This window comes from Rahnella victoriana, from assembly GCF_004330295.1.
In the GTDB taxonomy this organism is placed as follows: domain Bacteria; phylum Pseudomonadota; class Gammaproteobacteria; order Enterobacterales; family Enterobacteriaceae; genus Rahnella; species Rahnella victoriana.
In genome coordinates this window covers 73,618-99,611 of record NZ_SJOJ01000005.1, presented here as the reverse complement: position 1 = coordinate 99,611, position 25,994 = coordinate 73,618, and the positions used below count along the sequence as shown (strand labels likewise).

Below are 25,994 nucleotides of genomic sequence, written 5' to 3'. Positions count from 1 at the left end.
ATAATCACCGCATAACAATTAATTAGCAAAAAAAAACCTGACCAGCAGAGTCAGGCGGCAACATTAGCCAACACCAGGGAAATTTAAACGTGTGTAGTACCTAAAATGCTACAGAATTGCATTTGTTTCAACAAATGAGAGTTCTGTAGCATTTATTATTTCGGGCGGATGTTGGCCTCGCCGCCCTGTTATTTCCCCATATGACCTTTCTTTAATGCCCTGCCCGTCAGCTCAATTCCGTATTCGCATTCAGAGGTTCACCGGTGGCGTAAAACTGGCCGCCCGCGATGTAATGTAGACTACGCAGCGCAGGATCCGCCTCTTCGAAATGCCAGTGGCCGTCGCGGAACACGCGGGTATCCGCCCATGCTCCGACAATTTCCCCGATAAATAAGTCATGCGCCTGCTGGTTATGCGGTTCCGGGATCAGCCTGCACGCCAGCCATGCAGTACAGCCCGCCACAAACGGCAGATCACCGTGCCCTTCCATGCGGAACAGTTCCGCGCCGCAGTGTTGCAGTTTTTCCGGATCGTTTCTCAGCGTGCGGTTACCGAGGTCATAGGTCATTTGCAACTGCGCCACCGTGGGCACCTGAATCACAAAAAATCCGCTTTCTTCGATAAGCTCGCGCGTGCGGGCGATTTTATCCAGTACCACGGTGAGTTTTGCTGGTCTGAAATCCAGACCACACACCCAGGAAGCGGACATCACATTGTCCACGCCCGCATGGTGCGCGGAGACCAGCGCGGTGGTGCCGTGGTTAATCAGACGGTAAGCTTTTTCCAGTTCGACAGGCGCAAAGTGTTGAGTCATCAGAATCTCTCAGGAAGGGAACACGGCGTGCAGCATGACAAACCTGCCGTGCCGGTACTACGCATTCGGTGCGGCATGGCGGGGTTTGACGGATTTACGTAATAAATGCAGGGCAAGCGCCAACAGAAAGAGCGCCGCCTGCACCAGCACAATCGTCGGGCCGGTCGCCGCATCGATATAAAAGCTGATAAAGGTGCCGCTGATGGCGGCCAGCATTGACGCGGTCACCGCGACCAGCAGCATCTTCGGTAAAGTTTTACACAGCAGAAACGCCGTGATACCTGGCGTGATCAGCATTGCCACTACCAGCACCACGCCGACCGCCTGTAGTGCGGCCACGATGGTCAGCGCCAGCATGCACAACAACGCATAATGATAGAAACGAACCGGCAGCCCGATAACTTTAGCCTGTACCGGATCAAAACAAAACAGCATCAGATCTTTGAATTTAAGGATGATTGCCAGCGTCACCACCGTGGCGATGATCAGCGTTTGCAGCATTTCGCTGTCGGTCACGCCCAGCACGTTGCCGAACAGGATGTGGCTGAGATGCTGTTCGGTGTTGACCCGCGAGAACAACACCAGTCCGGCGGCGAACATACCGGAGAAGACGATGCCCATCACCGAGTCTTCTTTTACCCGGCAATGCTCTTTGATAAAACCGGTCGCCACGGCGCAGAACAGGCCGGAGCCGAAAGCGCCAATCACCAGCGGGATCCCCGCCAGATACGCCAGCACCACGCCGGGCAGCACCGCATGCGAAATGGCATCGCCCATCAGTGACCAGCCTTTCAGCACCAGAAAGCAGGAAAATATCGCGCAGACAATGCTGGTCGCCACGGCGGTCAGCAACGCACGTTGCATAAAATCAAAGCTCAGCGGCTCCGTCAGCACTTCAAACCAGGACATCATGCGCGGCTCCGGTTTTTAATACGGAAATGGTTCACCAGCCAGCCGTGTTTCGGCGCGAACAGAAACGCCAGCAGGAAAACGGTGGTTTGCAGGCAAACAATCACCCCGCCGGTGGCACCATCAAGGTAATAGCTCAGCCATGCCCCTGCCGCACTGGTGACGGCACCGATCGCCACCGAAATCATCAGCAGATGGGAGAAGCGGTCGGAGAGAAGATAGGCCGTCGCGCCGGGGGTGATCACCATGGCGATCACCAGAATCGCGCCGACGGTTTGCAATGCAGCCACGCTGCAGGCGCTGAAAATGGTGAAGAAGATGACTTTCAGCCACAGCGGAGAAAGCCCGACCGAAACGGCATGCGCCTCATCGAAAAAGACCGCCAGCAGATCCCGCCAGATCACACATAACACCAGCAGCGATACCCCGACAATAATCTGCACCTGCAAGATATCGGCATCATCAATGCCTAAAATATTGCCAAACAGGATCGACTGCACGTTAACCGAGGTCGGATTGAGCGACACCAGTAACAGGCCAAGGGCAAAAAAGGTGGAGAAGACGAAACCGATAATCGCGTCTTCCCGCAGTTTGGTGAAATGGCGTAACAGCGTCATGGAAAGCGCGGCCAGAATACCGGTACCGAACGCGCCAATGGCGTACGGAAAACCCAGCGCATACGCCCCCGCCACGCCCGGCACCACGGAATGCGACAGCGCATCGCCCATCAGCGACCAGCCTTTAAGCATCAGGTACGCCGATAAAAAAGCGCATACCGCGCCCACGCCGGCACTGACCCAGATCGCTTTAACCATATAGTTGTACTGAAACGGCTCAAGCAGAAATCCGATCATATCACCCGCCTCACCGGTTCCTGCGGGACCAGATAACCAATATTGCGCAACGCACCGCCGAAGGTATTTTCAAGATTCTGATGGGTAAAGGTGCTTTCCAGCGGACCGGCGGCCATTACCGTGCGGTTAATCAGCACCACGCGGTCGCAGAAATCCGGCACGCTGGCGATGTTATGAGTGGACACCAGGATCAGATGCCCTTCATCGCGCAACTGGCGCAGGAGATCAATAATCGCATTTTCCGTTTTGATATCGACGCCGGTGAACGGCTCATCGAGCAGCATGACCCGCCCCTGCTGAGCCAGCGCCCGCGCCAGAAAGACACGTTTTTTCTGGCCGCCGGACAGCTCGCCAATCTGGCGGTGCGCCAGTTCGGTCAGGCCGACCCGCGCCAGTGCCGACGCCACCTGTTTTTTGTCCTCCGCTGACGGGATGCGCAGAAACGACATTTTTCCGTAACGCCCCATCATCACCACATCACGCACCAGCACCGGGAAATTCCAGTCCACTTCTTCAGACTGCGGCACATAAGCAATCAGGTTTTGTTTCAGCGCCTTCGCCACGTTCAGGCCATCCAGCGTTACCCGTCCGTGGGTCGGACGGATAATCCCCATGATGGTTTTAAACAGGGTGGATTTACCGCTGCCATTGACGCCGAGCAGCGCGCAAACCGAGCCGCCGCGCAGCGTAAACGAGGCATTTTCAATCGCCGTATGACCGTTGTTGTAGGTCACCGAGATATCGTCAACGTCGAGTTGCAGCGCAGCATCATTCATTGGCCGAATCCTTCTGCAATGGTGCCCACCGTGACTTTCAGCAGGTCAATATATGTCGGCACCGGTCCGTCTGCGGCGGAAAGTGAATCGACATACAACACGCCGCCGTACTTCGCCCCCGTCTCTTTACTGACCTGTTTCGCCGGTTTGTCTGAGATGGTGCTCTCACTGAACACCACCGGGATCTGTTGCTGACGCACCAGATCGATGATTTTTTTCACCTGCTGCGGCGTACCCTGTTCTTCGGCGTTGATCGGCCACAGATAAGCTTCCTTTAAGCCGTAATCTTTCGCCAGATAACTGAACGCGCCTTCACTGGTCACCAGCCAGCGCTGACCTTCAGGAATTTTTGCCAGACGTTCACGCAGCGGTGCATCAAGCAGGCTGATTTTTTCGGCGTAACTTTTCGCGTTACGGTCATAGACAGCGGCATTTTCCGGATCATATTTCACCAGCGCCGCACGAATATTCTCGACATACACCAGTGCATTTTTGGCCGACATCCAGGCATGCGGGTTCGGATTGCCGACATACGGCCCTTCCTGAATAGGCAATGGCGCGATGCCGTCTGTCACGGTCGCGGAAGGCACATTTTTAATGTTGCCGAAGAAGCGGCCGAACCAGCGTTCGAGGTTAAAACCGTTCCACAAAATCAGATCAGCAGACTGCGTTTTTACGATGTCACGCGGTGTCGGCTGGTAATCATGGATTTCCGCGCCGGGTTTGGTGATCGACTCCACCGTCGCTGCATCACCGGCGACGTTTTGCGCGATATCCTGGATCACCGTAAAGGTGGTGACGACCTTAAACTTTTTTTTGTCTTTTTCCGCCGCCTGCGCGTGGCCGGTGATCAGCGCCACGATCATGCCAACCAGCATCAGCCGTAAACGGAACGGCGACTGACTGAATAATTTTAAGATGTTCTGTCCATTTCCCATGAAAGTTCTCCTGTCACACTGCACATCAACCGGCGGTTTATTACTCAGGTATAGCACAGGCTATACTCCATAGCCAATGCAAAGTTTTCAGAAATTGGTAGATGTGTGCACTTGGTTTACAATGCGTGAGTTGCCGTGATGTACGCGGGGGCGGAAAAACCATTGAGTTAGCAAGAGGCAGGCGTAGTGAAAGAGAAAAAAATAAATCCATTACTGGATGTGGAAGAACACGCTCAGGGTTTTTTACAGGTGCGCGAGGCGCATCGCCGGGAATTAATGGACGATTACGTTGAGCTGATTTCAGACTTAATCCATGAATTTGGCGAAGCCCGTCAGGTTGATTTGGCGGCGCGTCTCGGGGTTTCCCAGCCTACCGTAGCAAAAACATTGAAACGTCTGGCCAACGCCGGATTGGTGCATCAGTTGCCTTATCGCGGGACGTTCCTGACACCGGAAGGCGAAAGACTGGCCGCCGAAAACCGCGAGCGCCATAACGTGGTGGAAGCGTTTTTCATCGCACTGGGGATCAGCGCGGAAACCGCGCGTCTCGATGCGGAAGGTGTTGAACATCATGTCAGTGACGAAACCCTTGATGCGTTCCGTCGTTTTACCGAAAGCCGCAAAGCCACCCTCTGAACAAAATCTGTTCTCATCCGCCGGGTTCCCGGCGGTTTTATTAATGACAAAACTTTCGTTTTAAAATACAAATGAAAGTATTAAGCGTCTTGTACACTTCATCATCATTTGCTTATATTGTTTATTGTATAATCATGTCAACTTTATGGAGTAGTCTAGGATTATTTAAGTATTAGATATAGAAATGAAAAAATAATCCTAAACGGGTAATACCAATCATTACAAAAATTCCTATTTGATTCTAATTATCAAAGAGTTATGCCTGCAAAGCCGGAATATTTAATTACATAAAGCTTAATCAATAAATTTCGGTTACGTTGACGACGAGAACCAGACTATATATTATGATTACAGGCATATTTGATGATAATAACGGAGGGATATCATTGAATATATGCAATGTCTTTTACGGAGAATAAGTTCATTTAAAGGAATGAATTAATGATGCGCATTGCACTTATTGACTCATGCACATTGACGTATATCGGATTAAAGCATTTATTTTCTTTAGCCCATACACCAAAGAGCATCACTTTCAATCAAATCAGTGCGGAAGATGCGCTTGATACAAAGAAGGGAACGTACGACATTTACATTATTGAACCCGGAGAAGTGAAATCCGAGTTTAATATTGATAAGTTTATCTACAATTTAAAGTCGTTACTTCAGGGAGAGGCGAAATTTGTCATCCTGAGCGACAATGTGATCGTCAACAGCCGGCTGGCAGACTTTCATTTATGCAAAGAGCATTCGTTTTCAAAGATTTTCTTCTTCTTTGATAGCTTACTGAAAGCCCGTTATGACGCGCTGCGCCCCTTCGTTGAGGACTATGTTTTGACGAAAAACGAAGCGATTTTGCTCCGTTGTTTATCTCAAGATCCGACAATGAGAAATATCGAAAAAGCCACCTCGATCCCCTTGTCGAATCTTTATTATTATAAATACAGCGCCATGCGAAAACTTAAATTAAAGAATACCAAAGAACTGTTCAATTATCTTAACCGGGTACTGAATCACTCACTCTGAACCTCAACCTGGCTGATCGTAGCCAGGTTATTGCATCAGGTATTTGTACAATTCAATCGAATTTTTCAACCCCAGTTTCTTCATCGCATTTCGCTTGTGAGTACTGATCGTCTTACTGCTCCTTCCCATTTTCTCCGCCACACTGGCATTGGTTTTCATGGTTTTTATTTCGTTTAATACTTCCCATTCCGTTGCCGTCAGGCACTGTTGTGCCGACTGTACCGAAGCCATTTGCTTTTGCTGTAAATAAGGGCTGATCGCCATCTGATAATTCAGATCAGCGGCACCGGTAATGAGCATTTTCCTGAGCACAGGCAACGCTTCCTGTTCGGAGATCAGCATATCAATCCCCTCTTCCGTGAGCAGGGCCAGCTTATCAGTTTGTTCAATTTTGGTGACGACGATAAGCCGCGGGGGAGTGTATAAAAAATCCATTCTGCGGATAAATTTCATCACCGCATTGAAATTTTCGGGCGAGTCTTTCACCTCGAGAATAATACTATCAACGCCCATCCCTACCCCTGAATTGTAAAATTCATTGAGCGACATAAAAGGGTGCGTTTGTAAGTCAAGATGATTAAGTACTGACGAAATAGTCAGCCTCTCATAATAACCAGAGTGGATAATCACTGTATGTTTCATTAATCATTCCGTTGGTATCACTTTCCGTTTTGCCCTTTTCAGAAGAAAAATCCTAAAACTCCCGAATGCCCGGCAATCTTAATTCGGGATATTTCCTATGTCGATATTTTGGGATAACAATACAAACAGTTAGGAATTTTAGAGTTCTGTCATAAAAAACCATAAAAACATAACAATGCCTGTTTAAATGATGGCGGTTATCATTCCATGCGGGAGAAAATTCCGAAACGTTCGTCGAGCATAGCGGTATATCCTTTATTATTTTTTCATGCCTTATTTACACCGTCTGATTGACTTTATTGACATCAATTTTCCGGCCGCGCATTCAGGGTGTTTTTTGCAAAAAAAATCACCACAAGGCAGCTTGCGTCAACGTTTTGGTTAATGGCAGTAGGAATTTTAGAGGCTGTTCATCGATATTTCTGAATTGTGGCGCAGCGAGGGTTTTCAGCACAAAATGTTTGAAGCATGCCACCCGGAACCGCTGTCCGGCGGGTGGCATGGGAGGGATCAGGCGCTTTCGGTGAAAGGTGACCGGTTGTTCAATACGTCATCAATAATCTTCAGCACGCCTTCTTCACGGTGTGAGGGTGCGGTGTATTTTGCCGCGGCTTTCGCCGGTTCAGAGGCATTTTCCATGGCAAAACCAAAACCGGCGTAACTGAGCATTTCCAGATCGTTGCCGCTGTCACCGAATGCCAGCACTTCGTCGTCGCGGATCCCGTAGATCTGCTGAATTTTCCGCAGGCCACTGGCTTTATGATTGCCGGTAATGATCAGATCCACTGAACCATGTCCGCTGGTCACCGGCGACACGATGCCGCCCAGGCGGGCATTGATTTCACTCATCAGCGGATACACGTCATCTTCCACATAGCTGAGGGCAAATTTAAAAATCGTGTCATCGATATCGGCGTAATCAGAAACGGGGCTCAGGCGATGATAATAGCGGCGCATGCGGCTGATATAAGCGTCGTCGGTACCGTTAAGGACATACGCGCCCTTTCGCCCGCAGACGATAGTGTTGATGCCAGGGGTGCGGCTGATCCAGTCCAGCACGTCGGCGACCTGCGCCGGTTCCAGTTTACCGCAGTAAATTTCCTGTTTTTTATCGACCACATAGCCACCGCCTTCGGCCACATAAGCGATCTGTTCATCGATATCATCAAAGAAGGATTTCAGCTGGTAATACTGGTTACCGCTGGCCACCACGAACTTGATGTCACGCGCCAGCAGTTGCTGATATTGCTCGCGGAAGCGGGCTTTATTATATTCGCCATGCTGATTAAGGAATGTACCATCCATGTCGACGGCAATAAGTTTTACAGCCATTACAACTCCTTACAGGGTCGGGTATCGGATTAAAAATACAAAGTTAAGAATAAAAAAAGGCTGACGGGGTTCAGGCGTCAGCTGGCAAGGTTGCCACTCAGTTTTAAATCGTTTTTCACGCACCTTCAGTACTTCAGTTTATAAGCCCCAAACGTAATGACAAGAAATGCCGCCGCCACCGCCGAAAACGCCACATACAGGCTGGAAAGATGGGCAATAAACCCGATCAGCGCCGGACCGCCCAGCACACCGAGATAGCCCAGCGTCGCGACCATTGCCACGGACATGTTCACCGGCATCACCTTTTCCTGACCGGCGAGGGTGATCAGCACCGGCACGATATTCGCCGCGCCGATCCCCACCAGGGCAAATCCGCACAGTGGCAGGATCCAGCCCGGCAACAACACCACCATCAGATAACCTGCAATACCGAGCACGCCGCCGACTATCAGAATACGTTTACGTCCGAGCGCACTGACAATCGCATCACCGGTTAGACGCATCAGCGACATCGCCACGGCAAACACGGCAAATCCCCAGCCCGCATGTTCCAGCGCCAGACCGCGTTCGCGGGTCAGAAATACGCCGCCCCAGTCAAGCACCGCGCCTTCTGCCATAAAACAGATCATCGCCATAACAGCCATCAGCATCAGCCTGAAATTGGGTCTGGCTTTCGGTTTCCCTTCGCCCGCGTCTTCTTCATGCGCGCCAAAAGGCAGCATGCCGCGAAAGGAATACGCCGTGACCACAGCGACCAGCGCCACCGCGCAAAACGTGCTGCCAAGGGGCGACACCCCGGCACTGAGCAACAGCGCCCCGCCACCGGCTCCGGCGATGCCTCCGACGCTCCACAGGCAATGAAAACCGGACATCAGCGGTTTATCCGCCGCCTGTTCCACCAGCGTGCCCTGCACATTCACCGCCACATCGGCCAGCCCGATACCCATGCCGAAAATAAACAGGCTGAGCGCCAGCAGCCAGATGTCGCTGAAAAACGCCAGTAATGGCAGCATCAGGCAGTACAACACCACAGCGGCGATGATCACGGCGCGGCAACCGAACCGGCCAATGATCCGTCCCGATCCGAGCATTGACAGCAGCGACCCGGCTCCCAGACACAGCAGCAGCAAGCCGAGATCACCGGCCTCCGAGTGCGTACGCATTTGCGCATAAGGCACCAGCGCCGCCCATAGCCCCATCGCCATGCCGGTGACAAAAAATATCGCCCGCGTGGCGACCCGTCTGGCCGGACTTCCGGCGTGCGCGTTCAGACTTTCCATCTCAGAGGACAATGACATCGGCTTCTCCCGGCAGGTAAATTACTTATTAAAAGACTTTTAATAAGTGGCGAGTATAAAGGCGCGCTCAAAACAAAGTCAATGCGGATCACTCGCCGAAAGCGACGTGCAGGTTGTAATTTCTCAGGGTCAGTTCCGTGATGCCTTGCAGATAATCCTGACGCATCGACGGACGGTAAATCAGCGCGGGCATATGTTGCGCCGGGATATGTTGCAGGCAGAGAGCGGTCAGTTCAGGGATCAGCGCCTCGCTGATTTTAGGGCCGGAGAGCGCGATGGTCGCCGGGTTGATGATTGCCGCCAGGGAGATCACCACCTTCGCCATCTCTTCGGCCACCGGCAGTTTATCCATATCCTGATAAGGCAGATTGGAGACTTCACCGGCAAACTGGCTGGCACCGTGCAAAACCTGACCGTTGACCACCATGCCGCAGCCCAGACACGGCACCGCCGGTTTGAACAGATAGGCCACCGGCGCGGTCACACCGGCGCAACTGCTGCGGTAAAATCCCCAGGCGGTGTAGTTCATGTCATTGTCGGCCTGCACGTAAATCCCCAGCCGCTCGCGCAACTGCTGCTCCACAGGCACACCGGCGAAGGCACTGATGTCACAGGTCGCGACGGTGCCTTTTACCACCACACCCGGCAACCCGATACCGAGGGCTTTGATGTTGGGATACTCCGCCAGCAGACGCTCAATTTGCTGATAAAACCGGGTCAGGGTCAGTGGCAGAAAACGCACCTCGCCCTGCGCCAGACTTTCGCCCGTGGCGGTATTCACCGACCAGATAATCTGCGCGCCCGCATCACTGCCCTGCGCATACAGACTCAGCACGGAGAAGAAATCCGGGTTATAGGCATAACGCTGTGCCGGACGGCCGCCGCGTGACACTTCCCGTTCCAGCGCCAGCACTTCGCGGCTCAGGCTCAGATCGTTGAGCACCGCGCCGCAGGTGGCAATACTCAGCCCGGTCACCCCTGCCAGATCCGCTTTGGTCGCCGACCCCAGCGATTTCAACGCACTGGTGACCAGCACCACATTGTTGATCTTCATTTCACGGGTGGTACGGTTGAGCGGAGTGATCATGTTGCCTCGGGAATGCCAGTAAGAATGTCGGCTAATTTAGCACAAAGTGGCTTCAATAAGAGGCCATTAGCTTACGCCCTTGCCAGCCTGCCCGCTTCGGATTCCACACTTCCCTCATGATCGCCTTCGGCAAAACAGGCAACGGTCATGGCATCGGGCAGATCCGGAAAATGGTACACCGCGTTGACACAGGAAGGGCCGCCGCCGGTATGGCCGGCAACGCGACCGCTCCCGCCCATCGCGCCGCGCATCAGCCCCAGCGCATAGCCGCATTCGGTCCACGGACGCCCGGCAATCGCGCCGCCGAGCGGATACGTCACCTGCATTTCCGCCAGCGACGACGCGCTGAGTAATTGGCCGGAAAATAACCCATGCAGCAGTTTTGCCGCGTCCGGTGCGTTACCCGCCAGACAGCCGTGATACACCCAACCCGGATGATAATGTCCGGCCGCCGGGCAATGAAGTTCTGCGAACTGTTCGCGGGTGGTGGCGTGAAAAACACTGGTCAGCCCGAGCGGCTGGCTGATGATGTCATTCACCAGTTGAGCAAAGCTTTTGCCTGACACCGCCTCGATAAGTTCACGTACGAACATGTAACCGATATTGGAATACGACCAGCCTTCACCGGGCGCAAACAACCTGCCTTGGGCGAAAGCGGCGGCGAGTAATGTCTCACGCGGCCACGGCTCTTCTCCGGCGGCAACCGCGTCATGATAGCGGCCCAGTGCGCCATAATCAGGCAGACCGGCGGTATGACTGAGCAGTTGGCGCAGCGTAAAGTTTTCCCCCTCCACAGGGTGATCCAAATGCAGAACACCCTGCTCAGCCAGTTTCAGCGCGCAGATCGCGATGGCGGTTTTGGTAAAACTCCAGTAAGGGAAACGCGCGATGAGATCACCGTTTCCCGTTTCTTCGCCGGTGGAGGAAATGCAGTAAGAATGGAATTGCGGCACGGACAGCCCTCGTCAGGGTGAGAAAACGGGCGCAACACAGTGCGCCCGGGAGGATTACAACACTTTACTCAAAAATGCCTTCGTACGGGGATTTTCAGGGGCGCTGAACAGTTGCTCTGGCGGCCCCTGTTCCTGGATCACACCCTGATCGATAAACACCACGCGGTCGGCCACTTCACGGGCGAAGCCCATTTCGTGGGTGACGATCACCATCGTCATGCCTTCCAGCGCCAGTTGTTTCATCACCGCCAGCACTTCGCCGACCAGTTCCGGATCGAGCGCCGATGTCGGTTCATCGAACAAAATCACTGACGGTTCCATCGCCAGCGCACGGGCAATCGCCACGCGCTGTTGCTGCCCGCCGGACAAACTGGCAGGCCAGGCATCAATTTTGTCGATCAGCCCGACTTTTTTCAGCAGCTTTTCCGCCCGTGATACGGCTTGCGCTTTGCTCAGCCCTTTCAGTGACATCGGCGCCATGATCAGGTTTTCCAGCACGGTCATGTGCGGGAACAGATTAAAGCGCTGAAACACCATGCCGACGCCGGAACGCAGCGTGTTCAGATTGGTTTTCGGGTCATGCACGGCGAAACCGTTGACCACCACTTCACCGCCGTTCGGCTTTTCCAGCGCATTCAGGCAGCGCAGAAAGGTACTTTTGCCTGAGCCGGACGGCCCGATGATGCACACCACTTCCTGCTCTGCGATATCGCACGAGATGCCGCGCAAAATATGGGTTTCGCCAAACTGCTTCTGTAAATCCTTAACGTGAATCACTTTTGCCAAACCTCTTTTCCATGTGTTGAACCAGCAGCGAGAGCAGGAAAGTCAGCACCCAGTAAACCAGTGAAATGGTCAGGTAGGGTTCCCAGTAGGTCGCGTAAGCGCCGGACACCGTGCGTGCGGCATACGCCAGATCGGCAAGGCCGATCGCCGAGGCCAGCGAGGAATCTTTCACGATCGCAATGGCATTATTGCCCAGCGGCGGCAGAATACGGCGGAACGCCTGCGGCAAAATCACTTTGCGCATGGTTTTGCCCCAGCCCATGCCCAGCGCGCGCGAGGCTTCCATCTGACCGTTATCGATCGACTGAATACCCGCACGGAAGATTTCCGAGACGTAAGCCCCCGCATTGAGGGTAATCGCCACCACGCAGGATAAAAATGCGCCGTAATCGGAACGCAATGCGCGGGCGAAATCAGAAGACATCAGGCCGTTGGCGACTAAAATCCCGTCGCGCGGGTTGATAAACAGCGGCACCAGGGCAAAGTGAACCACCATGATCTGCACAAACAGCGGCGTGCCACGAAAGGCACTGACGTAAATGCGCACCGGCCATTGCACGGCGAAGCGCAGGATGTGTTTCCACGGGCCGTCATCGGCGCGGGCCATCCTGCCGAGGCCAAGCAGCAGCCCCCAGGTGGTGCCTAAAATGACGCAAATAATGGTGCATTTGATGGTCATCAGCGCGCCCTGTACAAACAGCGGCGCATATTCTGAGATTATCTCCCAGCGAAATCCGGTCATACCTGTCCTTGTTCAGGGGCGTTTTGCCGCCCCTGATTAACGTTGTGTTTTATTGAAATATTCAGTTGGCAGGAAGAGTGGGAACGTTCTTGTCGAACCAGGTTTGGTAGATTTTCGCGTAGGTGCCGTCGGCCACGATTTTCTTCAGACCGGCGTTGATTTTACCCAGCAACTCGGTGTTGTCTTTGGCGACCGCAATGCCGAAATACTGGCGTTCAAATTTCGCATCCGGCACCAGTTTCAGCGCTTTTTCAGGATGAGATTTGATGTAGTACTTCACCACGCCCACGTCACCTACCGCCGCGCCGATGCCGTCTTCCGCCAGTTCCTGCAACATCAGCGGCGTGTTATCGAAGCGTTTGATGTCGGTGCTGTTTTTACCCAGCTCATTCGACACCACGATGTCGCCGGTGCTGGAGTTCACCACGCCGACTTTCTGTCCTTTCAGCGCGGCAACGGAATCCACTTTGGAATCTTCAGGCACCACAATGGACTGCTCTGCCGGGAAGTACGGCGCGGAGAAATCCACCATCGCTTTGCGTTTATCGGTGATGGTGATACCGGAAATGATGATGTCACGGTCGCCGGAATTCAGGGTGGCAAAGATGCCTTCCCACGGCGTATTGACCAGTTTGATATCAAAGTTTTCCGCTTTCGCGATGGCCTTGATGATGTCGATATCAAAGCCTTCCAGCTGTTTCTGGCTGTTTTCATATTCGAACGGACGGTAAGTTCCGCCGGAACCGACCACATAAGTCGTCTGTGCGGCATAGGCAGATGTGATTAAGGAAGAAAGCAGACACCCGGTGAAAATTAAGGACTTAAGCATGGTCACTCCTGTGTGATTGTTATTTTATGCAATTAATTTGCATAAAAATACACAAATTGACCAAACGGTTCAACCGAAAGTTGCAGGTTATGCGACGAAGGAAACATCCGTTCCGGCAGACTGTTCCGAGTTCCCTCTTTGCGCATTCATCTCTCCTCCCGGATCGGGTATATTGGTACGCAGATCACAAAAATCCCTTAAAGGAAGACGCCGTACTATGAGTTATCGCTTCACTCTGGCCGCTGTTGCGGCCATTTTCGTCCTGACAGGATGCGCAAAATCGAAAACCGCCGAACAGGCACCGGCTTTCGATTTCGGTTCGACGCGGGTGACCGTGACCCACATCCCGACAAAAACGGACGATGGCACCAAACTGTATGTGACCGTTGACGGTAAAGATGCCGGTGCGTTAGGACTGGGCGAAAGCCTGGAAGTTAAGCTGCCGGAAGGCAAACACAAGGTCGGCGGCTATGCCCGTTCGCTGATTGGCCGCGTGACCATTTCACCGGTCGACGTGGCCACCTCGCCGGATATGATCAGCCATGTGACCTATTCTGTTGCGGATCTCAAACCGACCTTCTTAGTTCGCGCGTCCACTCCGGTGCCGAAACCTAAGTCAGAATCGATCCCGGCAGAACCGGTGCCGAGCATGCCGAAGCAAATTGAAGATGTCGCCCCGGCGACGGACGCACAGGCGCAGACGACAACCCCTGCCGCCCCGGTTACCGCACCGCAGGCGACCCCTGAAACGCCAGCGGCACCGGTCACCACACAGACCGCAACGCCAGCGGCACCGGTGACAACTCAGCAGACGGCCACACCGGCAGTGACCGAGCTGACGCCAACCCCGTCGTCACAGACCACTCAATCTGCGTCACCGCAGGACGTTAACGTCACCAATCTGACGGAAACCCCGCAGGCATAACCCCTTCCCGTACGTCGTCTTTCTCATGCCCGGTTTATCGCGCCGGGCATGGCAAACCATGGCACTCTTCTGATATTTTCTTTATCCGCCGGTAAGTTAGCTACGATCAGATAAGTTGACACTTATTCCGGGACTTCGTATGTCAGGCTACCTTTCGGGGCTGACCCGCCGCTATCCGTTGCATCTTCAGATCGCCACGCTGTTCACGTTACTGATTGTGGTCATCGGCAGCGTGATCGCCCTTTTCAGCCACAGCCAGCTCACCCGCTTAACTCAGATCAGCGCCGCGCGGCAATATCAGCAAACCGGGGATGCGGTGGCGGCGGAACTGAATAATGTGACGCGCACCATGATGATGTCGGTGAATATTCTGACCGGCATGCCGGTCACCGGCGCGGAAAATCTCAGTCAGAGAATGGCGCAGGTCGGCAAATTTATCGAAATCCTGCGGCAAAATGATTACGCCAGTTCAGTGTATATCGGCTATGCCGGCGGTGACTTTTTTATGCTGCGCCGGATCACTGCCGCCAGCCGCGCCTTTTTCCAGATCCCCGCCAACGCGAAATGGCTGGTTCAGAGCAATCAGTGGCTGGCGGGTAAACCTGAAAAACGCTTTATCTATCTGGATGATAATCAGCACATTATCAGTGAGCGTGTTGTCGACAACGAGCTGTTTGATCCGCGCAGCCGCGACTGGTTTATTCAGGCATCACACTCTCAGGGGCTGGTGACTTCCCCTAATTACCTGTTTAAAGGCACCGGCGAGACCGGCTTCACTTACAGCCGTCTGGCGGATAATCAGCAGGCGGTGATCGGGCTGGATGTCTCGCTGGCCCTGCTTTCTCAGTTTCTGAAACAACAGGATTTACCGGCGGGCAGTCAGGCAGAAATCGTCAATTTTGCCAATGAGAGTGTCGCCAGCCAGCCGTTGCGAAAAGGTGACCGGTCGCCGGAATTACAGGCGCTGCTGGCGTCCCGCGCCACGCCAGGCCACGGCGACAGCCGGATGTTCAGGGCACACGATGAGGACTGGTTCGGCTCAGTGATCAGCCTCAGCAACAACGGCAACCGCTACCAGTTGCTGATCGCCACGCCTTCCGCCACGCTGACCGCCGGTGCCAATGCGGTCAGAAACAGGGCCACGCTGGTGGCCTTTGTGCTGTTGCTCCTCAGCCTGCCCGTGGTCTGGTTTTTTTCCCTGCGCATTTCCCGCCCGTTGCTGCATTTGCAGCGGGATGCCGAATCCATCAGCAGCCTGATTTTTGATGAGGGAGAAAGCCGCCCTTCCGCCATTGCTGAAGTGGATGATCTGCGCCTCGCGATGGCAAAAATGCGGCGCAGGCTGAAACAGTTTATTTCGATGGGCAGCATTCTTTCGGCCAAAGACAATTTCCCCCGCCAGATGCAGGGATTGCTGGATGAAACTACCGACATCGCCGACATGGACGGCGGCATTATTTTTCTGGCGGATAAGCACGGTGAAACCTTCACGCCGGTGGCGGTTAACCGGGGCAACGCACCGCCGGAGATGGCCGACGTGGCGTCGGTGCGGTTTGATCACCATGATTTACCGGCGTTCTGGAAGGTTCGCGAGGGCACGCCGGTGGCCGGTGTTTTCCGGCATACCGGGGAGATCCCCGCGCCGCTGCGCGACCTGCTTTCCCCTTATCTTCCGCTGCATTATTTCGCGGTGCCGATGCAGACTCACGATGATCACCTGCTCGGGTTCCTGTTGTTATTCAGCGTGAAATCGCTGAGCGAACCGCGCCAGAAGGCCAGGATCCAGCTGGTCGATGCGCTGGTCGGCAGCCTGTCCGTTGCCATCGAAACCCAGTATTTACTACAGGAACAAAAGAACCTGCTGAACGCCTTTATTGAGCTGATCGCCGGCGCGATCGATGCCAAAAGCCCTTACACCGGCGGCCACTGTCAGCGGGTGCCGGAAATCACCAAAATGCTGGCGCAGGCGGCGGTCGATTCTCAGGAAGGGCCTTTTACCGCGTTCACCCTGACGGATCACGAATGGGAGGAACTGCATACCGCCTGCTGGTTACATGACTGCGGCAAGATCACCACGCCGGAATTTGTCGTCGATAAAGCCACCAAGCTGGAACTGATCTACGACCGTATTCATGAAATCCGCATGCGGTTTGAAGTGCTGAAACGGGAAAAAGAGATCGACTGGTTACGTTGTCACGCAGCCGTGACGCCGACGGACACCGACAAACAGTCACTTGCCGCCGCACTGGCGCAATTGGATGACGATTTCGCGTTCATCGCCCGCTGTAATATCGGCACGGAGTTTCTTTCCGACGCTGCCCTGCTGAGAATTCAGCATATCGCCGGTTATCAGTGGACCCGCACGCTTGACGACACGGCGGGCGTCTCGGCGGGTGAACTGGCGCGTAAAGGCCGCCGTCCGGCGCAATCACTGCCGGTACAGGAACCGCTGCTGGCCGATAAAGAGGAACATATCATCTACCGCGACAGCAAAAATCACCTGCCGGAAAGCTATCAGTTCAGGCTCCGCGAACCGGTGTATCTCTACAACTACGGCGAGATTTACAACCTGTCGATCCGACGCGGCACGCTCAATGATGAGGAACGCTATAAAATTAACGAACACATTATGCAGACCATTATCATGCTGAAAAAACTGCCGTTCCCGCGCACCATGGCCAATGTGCCGGTGATTGCAGGAGGTCACCACGAGCGGATGGACGGCAAAGGCTATCCTTATCAGCTCAGCGATCAGCAAATGAGTATCCCGGTGAAAATGATGGCCGTGGCGGATGTGTTTGAAGCCCTGACGGCGGCCGACCGCCCTTATAAACCGGGCAAGCGGCTGTCAGAAGCCCTGAATATCATGACCTCGATGGTGAATGAACAGCATCTGAACCGCGATGTGTTTGTGCTTTTCCTGCAATCGGAGATCTGGCGCGACTACGCCAGCCGGTATCTGCTGGCGGAAAACGTCGATGAGGTCGATGTGGCCGCCCTGCTGCAAAAACTTGTCCCGCAGCAGATGGCCTCGTAACGCGGACGGGCAGTCAGAACCTGACCACCGCGCCCAGCTCAATGACCCGGTTGGGCGGGATATGATAATGCTCCGGCGCACGCAGGGAATTACGCTGCAACACCTGGAACAGTTTTGCGCGCGCCTTCAGGTACCACGGGCGCGGTTCGCCGAGGATAAAGGTGTCACGGGATAAGAAGAATGATGTCTCGTTCATGCTGCTTTTCAGCCCTTCCAGCCCGCAACGGTAAAGGATATCCGTGACATTCGGTTTCTCGCGCCAGCCGTAACTGGCGACCACCCGCCAGAATGCCGGTGAAAGCTGTTCAATAGTGACCCGCCGGACGTTATGCACATAAGGCACATCCTCAGTGACGATAGTCAGTAACACCACGCGCTCATGCAGAATTTTGTTGTGCTTGAGGTTGTGCAACAGCACCAGCGGCACTTCGTATTGCCCGCGGGACATCACCACGGCCGTGCCCGGCACCCGCTGCGGCGGGGCTTTTTCCAGCGACGAAATCAGCGATTCCAGGGCTTCAGGATCCTGACGCAGACGGCGCAGCAGGCGCGACCGCTCGGTTTTCCACGTCAGCATGATCACCAGAATACTCAGGCCGATCGCCACCGGCAGCCAGCCTCCGGAAAACAGTTTGATCAGGTTGGCGGCAAACAGCGGGATGTCTATCAGCAGCATCACCGCCATCGATAGTCCGCCTGCCCAGGATTTCCAGCCCCAGTTTTTCACCATCACGATGCCGAGCAGCACGGAGGTGATCACCATGGTGCCGGTCACCACGATACCGTACGCCGACGCCAGATTACCCGAGTGTTTAAAGCTGACGATGGCAATCAGTACCGCGAAATACAGCAGCCAGTTCACCACCGGAATGTATATCTGACCGGACTCCACATCCGAGGTATAGATAATGCGCATGGGCGGCAGATAGCCCATGCGCACCGCCTGCCGGGTCAGTGAGAACACGCCGGAAATCACCGCCTGCGAGGCAATCACGGTGGCCAGCGTCGCCAGCACCAGCAGCGGAATCAGCGCCCAGTCAGGCGCCAGCAGGAAAAACGGGTTCTTAATGGCGGCGGGCTGACTGAGTAATAATGCGCCCTGACCGAAATAGTTCATGACCAGCGAAGGCCCGACCAGCGCAAACCAGGCGATGCGGATGGGCTTCTTGCCAAAATGTCCCATATCGGCATACAGCGCCTCGCCGCCGGTGACCGAAAGCACCACCATGCCAAGGGCGAAAAACGACACGATTTTGTATTCCACAAAGAAATGCAGCGCCCAGTAAGGATTCATCGCCTGCAACACCTCAGGGTTACGCACGATGCCACCAATACCGAGCGCGCCAATGGTCACGAACCACAACACCATCACCGGCGCGAAAATATTGCCCACCATCCCGGTGCCCTTTTTCTGAATGAAAAACAGCAATGTCAGGACGGCAATCGCAAACGGAATGATGAAACGGTCGAGTGAAGGCTCGATAATTTCCAGCCCTTCAATGGCCGAAAGCACCGAGATGGCGGGCGTGATCACGCCGTCGCCGTAGAAAAAACTGCCCCCTACCAGCCCGATAAACATGATAAACGGGATCCAGCGCGGATTCAGATTACGGATCGCCAGCGCCATCAGGGTGAGAATACCGCCTTCGCCGTCATTGTCAGCCCGCATCACGAAGCTGATGTATTTCACGGAAATAACCAGCATCAGCAGCCAGAAAATCAGCGACAGAAAGCCGAACAGCGCACTTTGTGTCACGGCAATGCCTGCCTGTCCGGTCAGGCATTCACGCAGGGTATATAACGGGCTGGTACCGATGTCGCCATAGACGACGCCGATACACGCCACCGTCACGGTCAGCAGCGATGATTTATTTTTAGTTTGCGTCATGAGTGGCTTCACAATTTCCGGGGCGACAGTGATCGCCCCACAGAAAGAGTATAGTTGCACTCACATGCCATCAGTTCATTGATGACGCTTTTCTGACTCAATCCCGCGTTTATCCACAGCGGTGTGAGAATCATCGCCGCGAAGTTTTGCATTAACGGGAAATATCTGTAACCGGAATACCTGGATTACATTTTTTCATCCGGTCAACTAACTTATACAACCTTTCGTTAGCCTCGATTGTCATTTCCCGGGTCGCGCGTATGGTCTTAGGTGCTACAAAAATCCCTGCTATTTTTATGTCACTCGTCGGCGGTAGTCCCTGATAAGTGTTAATATTCGGTCGGCCAACAAGCAATATCTCATTATGCCATTGGTAATTAGTTTTCTTAAGTATCTTCCCGGGTGGTTGAATTTGATTGTAACCACCAGGCGCCATGATCTCTTTATTTTTGCCTTTACCCTCGAAAATTTTGTCAGCAAGAGAAAACCGATCATAGACTTTGCCGGTACCGGTATTGACACCAGCATGATTAGGGAACCAGATATCATTACTGAACGTCCCCAATATATTTTGCACCGGTACATCGAGAACAAATCCTGCTTCAAAAAACAAGCCTGATTGCGATCTGACCGTAAGCCCGCGCCCCAGACGGAAGCCTCTCAGCACAGCATCCAGGTCAATGAATGAACTTGAAATGACATCCCAGGTTTTAAAAACCTCTCGGGCAGGTCTTGTCAGTAAAGGCGAGGACCCATAGTTTATCGAAATGGTATGAATAAGAAGTTGTCTTTTCTTATTGCGTGCGTCCCATTTTTTTAACGTTTTGACTTTGTCAGCATCAGGTGACTTTAGTTGTTTATTTCCAAACATAATGTAACTCCATTATATGATGACTATTAATAAATATACTTTTAACAATTTCACTCTTTTTACCACCTGATTTTTCACTTGCATAAATCCTTTGTGGTAATATCAAAATCAAATAACCATATGCCCACCAATGACACGTAACTTGTTTGATTTCCTTGTTAATTCCGGGCTACTCACCCTTGGATTTCTATCTGCATCCATACGATGAAATGCCAGTATTTTGTTATCTCCTGACTCCCAATATAAGGCATAGGCTTTTTTATACTGGGGTAATTTACTTTCTGAAAAATAAATCAACAATACAATTCTTGATAAGGTTTCAGCATTATTCAAAGGAAGGCTGTGCTTTTCTCTGGCATAACGATGTAAGTCTTTTACCGACCACGGTGTGAACAAACCCGATGCCTGCTTTTCCATACTGATAGAATAGGCGTTGTCCTCTGTATTTAAAACCAGATGGCTTAACTCGTGAATCACCGTTGCAGCAATATCATCAATATGCATGCGTCCGGTGCGCAGATAAGACAATGCAATATATTTCTTCCGGACACCATTATTGAAGTCTCTGGCATCCGTCGCTTTCACGTATCCGACAGTGCCCCCTCCTGCCTCATACAACTCTTCTGCAACATCAAAATGCTCTGGTGTTAAATTTTCCATCTTCCTTTTAATTTCATTCAGAGAATGAATGAGTTTTTTCACCGTCGCAGAATTATTTTCATTCAACAATTCATTGAGGATCTTTTTGGTTTCCTCTGATAACTTACTCCGCCCCAGGGCCTTCAGGGCAATATGCAACTGTTGCTTAGCATTCGCTATGACAAAGGGTAAGAGTATTCTTAATCTTTCTTCTGCCGGATGCATCATTTCTATCCATAGTGAAAGCACTTGCAAATATGCCTAATTAATTATTTTAACCAGTTCCGCCGCACGGCTTTTTAAAGAATTACCGTCCAAAACAGGAAAATAATCCGCCACGCTTTTTTGGAGGGCCAAGTTTCACAATATCCCATGCTGCGTCAAAATTGCTGTAATACTTTCGTATATGGTCAGTAAAGAATGAGGAGAAATGATCTTCATGTATCTTCAGGAATGAACCGGTATTGGCGTCAAAAAAATCATACCACTCATTTTTCTGGGACCAGGCCATGCTATGCGCAGACCCGGTTGAAAAGATACTGATAACACCATACACCTCAGCACTAAAACAGGGCTTAATTATTTGATTTGCCAGTTCATTGGCTAAAACATAACTGGAACCATTATTATAAGCTGCCTGAGAATAAATGAATTCACATCCCCGGATCCCGCCCCAGCTACGAAAAACCCCTTCGGTGACTCTCAGTTGCTTCATCATATATTCCTTGTCGTCACCATTCCACGGCGTGCGAATGATTCTCCGGTCCATTGATTCTTGCCTGGTTAACACCCGGGATTTAATTTTTGTCCTTTCACTATACTTATTAAATCCTCTTTTCTTGATCTTTGAATCAAGCCATGTGAGAGATAGACCAAAACATAGCCCATCCAGACTACCAGAGAAAATATTTCGATTATCGTCAATATATTTACTTTGTGAGAATGCTTTATTTTTCATCGTTAACCCTTAATAAAATTTTATCGTGAAATATAATCATCTAAATTGTAAAAATGAAATTATGGCAATTAAAAATTGCCTGAACTCGATTACTCATTCACCAAACCGTTCGCATTCAGTGCGTCGATTCGTTGCGTAAATTGTTTTAAAAGTGCCGGATTCCCTTCCCTGTGATTTTTCTTATTCTCCCGGATCGTCCATAACAATGTTTCTGCGCTGGTCCCATTACGTTGCAGATCCTGACGTATCTGGTATACCGCCGTTTTCAACTCCGACACGGTCATATATTCGCTCTGTTTTTGCTCGGCGTATAGCAGGCGGGCTTCCAGCTCATCCAGATGTTTATTCGCCAGCACATAGCCATCCAGTGCCGGAATATCACCCGCCTTTTCGTCTAATGTGCGCTGCCATCGGGCACTGTATTGATTTCCCGGATAGGCCTTTTCCAGATGGTCAGACAATTGCTCCCCCTGACGCAGCAACGCTTGTGGCGGTTGCGCACTCAGCCATTCGAGAACCGGCGCAGCACGCGCCAGGACCGCCTCTTTTTGCGCCTGCAAATCGGCATCCGGTGCATGATTCCAGGCGTCATTCAACTGATGTTCGCTGTGTTGCAGTGCCAGTAACGGGGCGCTCAGCGTTTCACTGAAACTCAGCGTCTGCGAGTAACACCATAACGCGGCAACTACCGCGCAGAGCGCGATCCCCGCCGCCATTCCCCCCAGCGCCCACCATAACGGACGCAGACGGGTTTCCACCGCCAGCCGGATTTCTGCCGGTTCGGCATCCTGTACGATTTCAGCCACCGGCGCGGGCGCCTTCTTCTCACTCACTGCCGGCGGCGTGTTTTCTGCCGCGACCGGTGCGGTTTTCGTCACGCTGACCTGTGCCGGATACGGCACAGAACGGCAGCGAACCTGCAGGAAATAATGCAGATTGTTCAGGGAGTCGTGGCTGCGCGATTGCAGGTTTTTAGACTGACTGCACAACACGCCGATGCTTCTTTCTACCTGACGCATTTCCGTGCTGTTTTCCGGCCCGTATTCCAGCGTATAGATATGGGTCGCCACATTGGCACTGAACCAGTCGATGAGTTGCTGACGCTGCGAAACGGCAGCCACCGGCGGCCAGCAGCGTTGGCTGTTGTGGGTGAAGGCTGTCGACAGCAGATCGAGCGCCAGCGCCAGCCCCTTCCAGCTCTTCAGCCGCAAATTGATCAGACAAAACCACATGCCGCTTTGCAGGTCATAGCCGTATTCATGGAACAGCTGAAAACACCGTTCTTCCAGCGCATGCCAGTCCAGCCTCGCGGGAAGGGTCCCGTTCAGCGGGCTGAGTTCACTGCTCAGCAACAGGAACGCTTTACTGAGCCGTGGATCATGCCCGTTGATTTTCAGCGCCCGCAAATTCACCCGGTTTTTCATGGTCATCCTTTTCCTGTCGTTCAGACGGGTTGTTTCGCCGCAGCACGTTTCGCAGCAGGCTGCTTCGTCAGCGTGAGCTGATCTTTACTGACGCCCACCTGCAAATGGATATCCGCTTTGTTTTCCACCGCCAGCAGGCGGTCGGTCAGCAACGGCAGCAGTTCCCGGTTAAGGACCGCGTCAATTTCACGCGCCCCGCTTTGCTCGACCTGACAGCGGCTGGCAATGAACTCCACCACTTTTTCACTGTACGTCAGCGAAGAATTGCCCTCACCGGCACCGGCAAAGCGTTTACACACTTTGTCGATTTTGAGACGGATGATTTTCGCCAGGGTATCGCCCACCACCGGCAGGTAAGGGATCAGTTGCAGACGCCCCATCAGGGCCGGACGGAAGAACTGGTCGAATTCAGGACGCAGCAGTGCGGTCAGCGCGGTCTGATCGGGGTTTCCGGCAGCGCAGGCGGTCATCACCAGATCACTGGCCAGATTGCTGGTCAGGATAATCAGGGTGTTGCGGAAATTGATCAGCTGGCCTTCGGCATCTTCCATCACGCCTTTATCAAAGACCTGATAGAACATCTCCATCACGTCCGGGTGGGCTTTCTCGACTTCATCCAGCAATACCACGCTGTACGGGCGACGGCGCACGGCCTCGGTCAGCACACCGCCTTGTCCATAGCCGACATATCCCGGCGGTGAACCTTTCAGGCCGGACACGGAATGGGCTTCCTGATATTCGGACATATTGATGGTGATTAAACTTTGCTCGCCACCAAAAAGCAGTTCGGATAAGGCCAGCGCCGTTTCTGTTTTCCCGACACCGGACGGACCGGCCAGCATATAAACCCCGGTGGGTTTAACCGGATCCGCCAGATTGGCGCGCACGATGCGGATTTGCTGTGCAATGGCCGCTAACGCGTGGGACTGGCCGATCACCCGGCTTTCCAGACGCGCGACCAGATCACCGAGCTGTTGCTGCTCTTTTTCCATCATCCGGCCCAGCGGAATACCGGTCCAGCCGGCAATCACATCGGCGACACAGATCGCGTCCACGCAGTCATACACCAGCGCCTGATCTTTATGCATCTCAGCCAGTTGCGAGCGTAAGACGGCAATTTGCGCCACATCGTCAGTGCCGTTAATCTGCGCCACAATGTCCTGCTGCTGATGCCAGACCGGCAGCAGTGTTTCTAAACTCTGCGTGAGTTCGCTTTCGCGCTGATCCAGCCATTTCAGCCTTGTGGCGTTGTCGCCCTCTTTCAGCAGACTTTCCCGCTCGGTATGAATGTTGCTGAGCAGCGCGTTGAGATCTTCGATCTCCTTCGGTTCGTGGCATTGCGAAATCGCCACGCGGGCGCAGGCGGTATCCAGCAGGCTGATGGATTTGTCCGGTAACTGACGGCCGGAAATATAACGGCTGGAGAGGCGCACGGCGGCGACCAGCGCACTTTCGAGGATCTGCACGCCATGATGCTGACTCAGCGCCGGTTTCAGCGAGCGCAGCATCGCCGTAGCGGTTTCTTCGTCCGGCTCTGCCACCTTGATCACCTGAAAACGGCGGGCCAGTGCGGCGTCCTTCTCAAAGTATTTTTTGTATTCCGCCCAGGTAGTGGCGGCTACCACGCGCATCTCGCCGCGCGCCAGCGCCGGTTTCAGCAGGTTCGCGGCATCGTTCTGCCCCGCCTGACCGCCTGCCCCGATCAGCGTATGCGCCTCATCGATAAACAGAATGACCGGCGACGGATAGTCCTTCACTTCGCGCAACAGGGTTTGCAGACGGTTTTCGAATTCACCTTTTACGCTGGCACCGGCCTGCAGCAGCCCCATATCCAGCGACAGAATTTCCATTTTCTGCAGGGCTTCCGGCACGGTTCCGTCGACGATACGCTGCGCCAGCCCTTCCACCAGCGCGGTTTTCCCCACGCCCGGTTCGCCGGTCAGGACCGGATTGTTCTGGCGACGGCGCAGCAACACGTCAATCAGCTGACGGATTTCCTGCTCACGCCCCAGCGCGGGATCCAGCGCCCCGTCGCGGGCCTGTCCGGTCAGGTTGCGGGTAAATTTCATCACCGCGGAATCCGCGTTGTGACTGGCCGCTGCCGGATTAGTCATGACCTGAGCCGGTGCGCAGGCTTCGCGCAACAGGCGGTCGGCGCGATCGGTCTGGCACATCAGCGCCTGCTGTAACGCCGGTGACAGATGCATCTGATTGTCTTTTTCAGCGGCAATCAGACTGCCCAGAAATGCCTGTACCGGCAGCTGGATGTGTTGCCAGCAGGCACTGGCGTGTAACCAGGATTTCTCCAGATGTTCGACCAGCAATTCGGACAACACCGGGCTGCGCGTATTGCCGCTACGCAGGTGATTAAGGCTGACTTTCAGCGCATCGACCAGGGCATCGCCACGTAATCCGGCGTTCAGACAAAGTTGCTCAATCAGCGCGGGCTGACGGGTCACCAGGGCGAGCAGCAAATGCTCAATGTCCACTTCGTGATGCGTGCGGCTGACGGCCAGACTGATCGCGGCATCAAGGCACTCACGCGCCTCAACATTCATTTTCTCTACAATTTTCTTCAGGTAGTTACCCATACATCATCCTGTGTAATTTTTTCTAACGGCGTCCTGTCC

General features: G+C 53.3%; 23 protein-coding genes. 4 read left to right on the top strand and 19 right to left on the bottom strand.

Features of this window, described 5'->3' with window-relative positions:
- Window positions 1–226 precede the first annotated feature (226 nt).
- Genes EYY67_RS06000 through EYY67_RS05980 form a run of 5 tightly spaced genes read right to left on the bottom strand, consistent with a single transcriptional unit; the run spans window position 227 to window position 4,291 of the window.
- On the bottom strand, window positions 227–814 hold the full coding sequence (locus EYY67_RS06000) for a flavin reductase family protein (RefSeq protein ID WP_131693057.1): 588 nt from the start codon (window positions 812–814) through the stop codon (window positions 227–229).
- 57 nt (window positions 815–871) lie between these two features.
- Window positions 872–1,726: a metal ABC transporter permease gene (locus EYY67_RS05995; protein WP_095925688.1), complete on the bottom strand. Its 855-nt coding sequence runs from the start codon at window positions 1,724–1,726 to the stop codon at window positions 872–874.
- Window positions 1,723–2,577, bottom strand: a complete 855-nt coding sequence (locus EYY67_RS05990) for a metal ABC transporter permease (protein ID WP_119824413.1) — start codon at window positions 2,575–2,577, stop codon at window positions 1,723–1,725. The genes EYY67_RS05995 and EYY67_RS05990 overlap by 4 nt, the downstream gene beginning before the upstream one ends.
- Entirely contained in the window at window positions 2,574–3,353 is a 780-nt protein-coding gene (locus EYY67_RS05985; protein ID WP_095925686.1) for an ATP-binding cassette domain-containing protein, read from the bottom strand. Before EYY67_RS05985 ends, EYY67_RS05990 begins: the two co-directional genes overlap by 4 nt.
- The gene (locus tag EYY67_RS05980) at window positions 3,350–4,291 is read right to left on the bottom strand and encodes a metal ABC transporter substrate-binding protein (RefSeq protein WP_131693056.1); all 942 of its coding nucleotides are present in this window, start codon (window positions 4,289–4,291) and stop codon (window positions 3,350–3,352) included. Before EYY67_RS05980 ends, EYY67_RS05985 begins: the two co-directional genes overlap by 4 nt.
- Before the next feature lie 186 nt (window positions 4,292–4,477).
- On the opposite strand from EYY67_RS05980, the gene mntR reads away from it, so the two are divergent.
- Together mntR and EYY67_RS05970 are read left to right on the top strand one after the other, a co-directional pair.
- On the top strand, window positions 4,478–4,927 hold the full coding sequence (mntR, locus tag EYY67_RS05975; protein WP_095925684.1) for a manganese-binding transcriptional regulator MntR: 450 nt from the start codon (window positions 4,478–4,480) through the stop codon (window positions 4,925–4,927).
- 441 nt (window positions 4,928–5,368) lie between these two features.
- Window positions 5,369–5,953, top strand: a complete 585-nt coding sequence (locus EYY67_RS05970) for a helix-turn-helix transcriptional regulator (protein ID WP_095925683.1) — start codon at window positions 5,369–5,371, stop codon at window positions 5,951–5,953.
- A gap of 27 nt (window positions 5,954–5,980) precedes the next feature.
- Here the strand turns inward: EYY67_RS05970 and EYY67_RS05965 are convergent, their stop codons facing one another.
- From EYY67_RS05965 to EYY67_RS05930, 8 genes are all read right to left on the bottom strand, one after another.
- Entirely contained in the window at window positions 5,981–6,595 is a 615-nt protein-coding gene (locus EYY67_RS05965) for a helix-turn-helix transcriptional regulator (RefSeq protein WP_095925682.1), read from the bottom strand.
- A 510-nt stretch (window positions 6,596–7,105) separates the two neighbouring features.
- Complete coding sequence (locus EYY67_RS05960; protein WP_095925681.1) at window positions 7,106–7,927, bottom strand: Cof-type HAD-IIB family hydrolase; 822 nt, start codon at window positions 7,925–7,927, stop codon at window positions 7,106–7,108.
- 125 nt (window positions 7,928–8,052) lie between these two features.
- Complete coding sequence (locus EYY67_RS05955) at window positions 8,053–9,225, bottom strand: MFS transporter (protein WP_095925680.1); 1,173 nt, start codon at window positions 9,223–9,225, stop codon at window positions 8,053–8,055.
- 88 nt (window positions 9,226–9,313) lie between these two features.
- Entirely contained in the window at window positions 9,314–10,312 is a 999-nt protein-coding gene (locus EYY67_RS05950; RefSeq protein ID WP_131693055.1) for an ROK family protein, read from the bottom strand.
- A 71-nt stretch (window positions 10,313–10,383) separates the two neighbouring features.
- Window positions 10,384–11,265, bottom strand: coding sequence for a serine hydrolase domain-containing protein (locus tag EYY67_RS05945; protein WP_131693054.1), 882 nt, complete (start codon window positions 11,263–11,265; stop codon window positions 10,384–10,386).
- 54 nt (window positions 11,266–11,319) lie between these two features.
- Complete coding sequence (locus EYY67_RS05940) at window positions 11,320–12,042, bottom strand: amino acid ABC transporter ATP-binding protein (protein ID WP_131693112.1); 723 nt, start codon at window positions 12,040–12,042, stop codon at window positions 11,320–11,322.
- The gene (locus tag EYY67_RS05935) at window positions 12,029–12,793 is read right to left on the bottom strand and encodes an amino acid ABC transporter permease (RefSeq protein ID WP_095925677.1); all 765 of its coding nucleotides are present in this window, start codon (window positions 12,791–12,793) and stop codon (window positions 12,029–12,031) included. The genes EYY67_RS05940 and EYY67_RS05935 overlap by 14 nt, the downstream gene beginning before the upstream one ends.
- Window positions 12,794–12,854: 61 nt before the next feature.
- The gene (locus tag EYY67_RS05930; RefSeq protein ID WP_095925676.1) at window positions 12,855–13,622 is read right to left on the bottom strand and encodes a basic amino acid ABC transporter substrate-binding protein; all 768 of its coding nucleotides are present in this window, start codon (window positions 13,620–13,622) and stop codon (window positions 12,855–12,857) included.
- Window positions 13,623–13,839: 217 nt separating this feature from the next.
- Between EYY67_RS05930 and EYY67_RS05925 the strand changes: the two genes are divergently transcribed.
- Together EYY67_RS05925 and EYY67_RS05920 are read left to right on the top strand one after the other, a co-directional pair.
- The gene (locus tag EYY67_RS05925) at window positions 13,840–14,547 is read left to right on the top strand and encodes a hypothetical protein (RefSeq protein ID WP_131693053.1); all 708 of its coding nucleotides are present in this window, start codon (window positions 13,840–13,842) and stop codon (window positions 14,545–14,547) included.
- A gap of 139 nt (window positions 14,548–14,686) precedes the next feature.
- On the top strand, window positions 14,687–17,584 hold the full coding sequence (locus tag EYY67_RS05920; protein WP_131693052.1) for an HD domain-containing phosphohydrolase: 2,898 nt from the start codon (window positions 14,687–14,689) through the stop codon (window positions 17,582–17,584).
- 13 nt (window positions 17,585–17,597) lie between these two features.
- On the opposite strand, the gene kup is transcribed toward EYY67_RS05920, so the two are convergent.
- The 6 genes from kup to tssH all read right to left on the bottom strand — a co-directional run bounded on the left by kup (window position 17,598) and on the right by tssH (window position 25,955).
- Entirely contained in the window at window positions 17,598–19,472 is a 1,875-nt protein-coding gene (gene kup, locus EYY67_RS05915; protein ID WP_131693051.1) for a low affinity potassium transporter Kup, read from the bottom strand.
- 151 nt (window positions 19,473–19,623) lie between these two features.
- Entirely contained in the window at window positions 19,624–20,343 is a 720-nt protein-coding gene (locus EYY67_RS05910) for a hypothetical protein (protein ID WP_095925672.1), read from the bottom strand.
- 108 nt (window positions 20,344–20,451) lie between these two features.
- Window positions 20,452–21,210 carry a M35 family metalloendopeptidase gene (locus tag EYY67_RS05905; RefSeq protein WP_232770735.1) on the bottom strand — a complete coding sequence of 253 codons (759 nt, stop codon included), beginning with the start codon at window positions 21,208–21,210 and terminating at the stop codon, window positions 20,452–20,454.
- 79 nt (window positions 21,211–21,289) lie between these two features.
- Window positions 21,290–21,940 (bottom strand): YopT-type cysteine protease domain-containing protein, encoded by a 651-nt coding sequence (locus EYY67_RS05900; protein ID WP_095925670.1) that lies wholly within the window; start codon window positions 21,938–21,940, stop codon window positions 21,290–21,292.
- Window positions 21,941–22,029: 89 nt separating this feature from the next.
- Window positions 22,030–23,370: a VasL domain-containing protein gene (locus tag EYY67_RS05895; RefSeq protein WP_242675581.1), complete on the bottom strand. Its 1,341-nt coding sequence runs from the start codon at window positions 23,368–23,370 to the stop codon at window positions 22,030–22,032.
- 14 nt (window positions 23,371–23,384) lie between these two features.
- The gene (gene tssH / locus EYY67_RS05890; RefSeq protein ID WP_131693050.1) at window positions 23,385–25,955 is read right to left on the bottom strand and encodes a type VI secretion system ATPase TssH; all 2,571 of its coding nucleotides are present in this window, start codon (window positions 25,953–25,955) and stop codon (window positions 23,385–23,387) included.
- Between the last annotated feature and the right edge of the window lie 39 nt (window positions 25,956–25,994).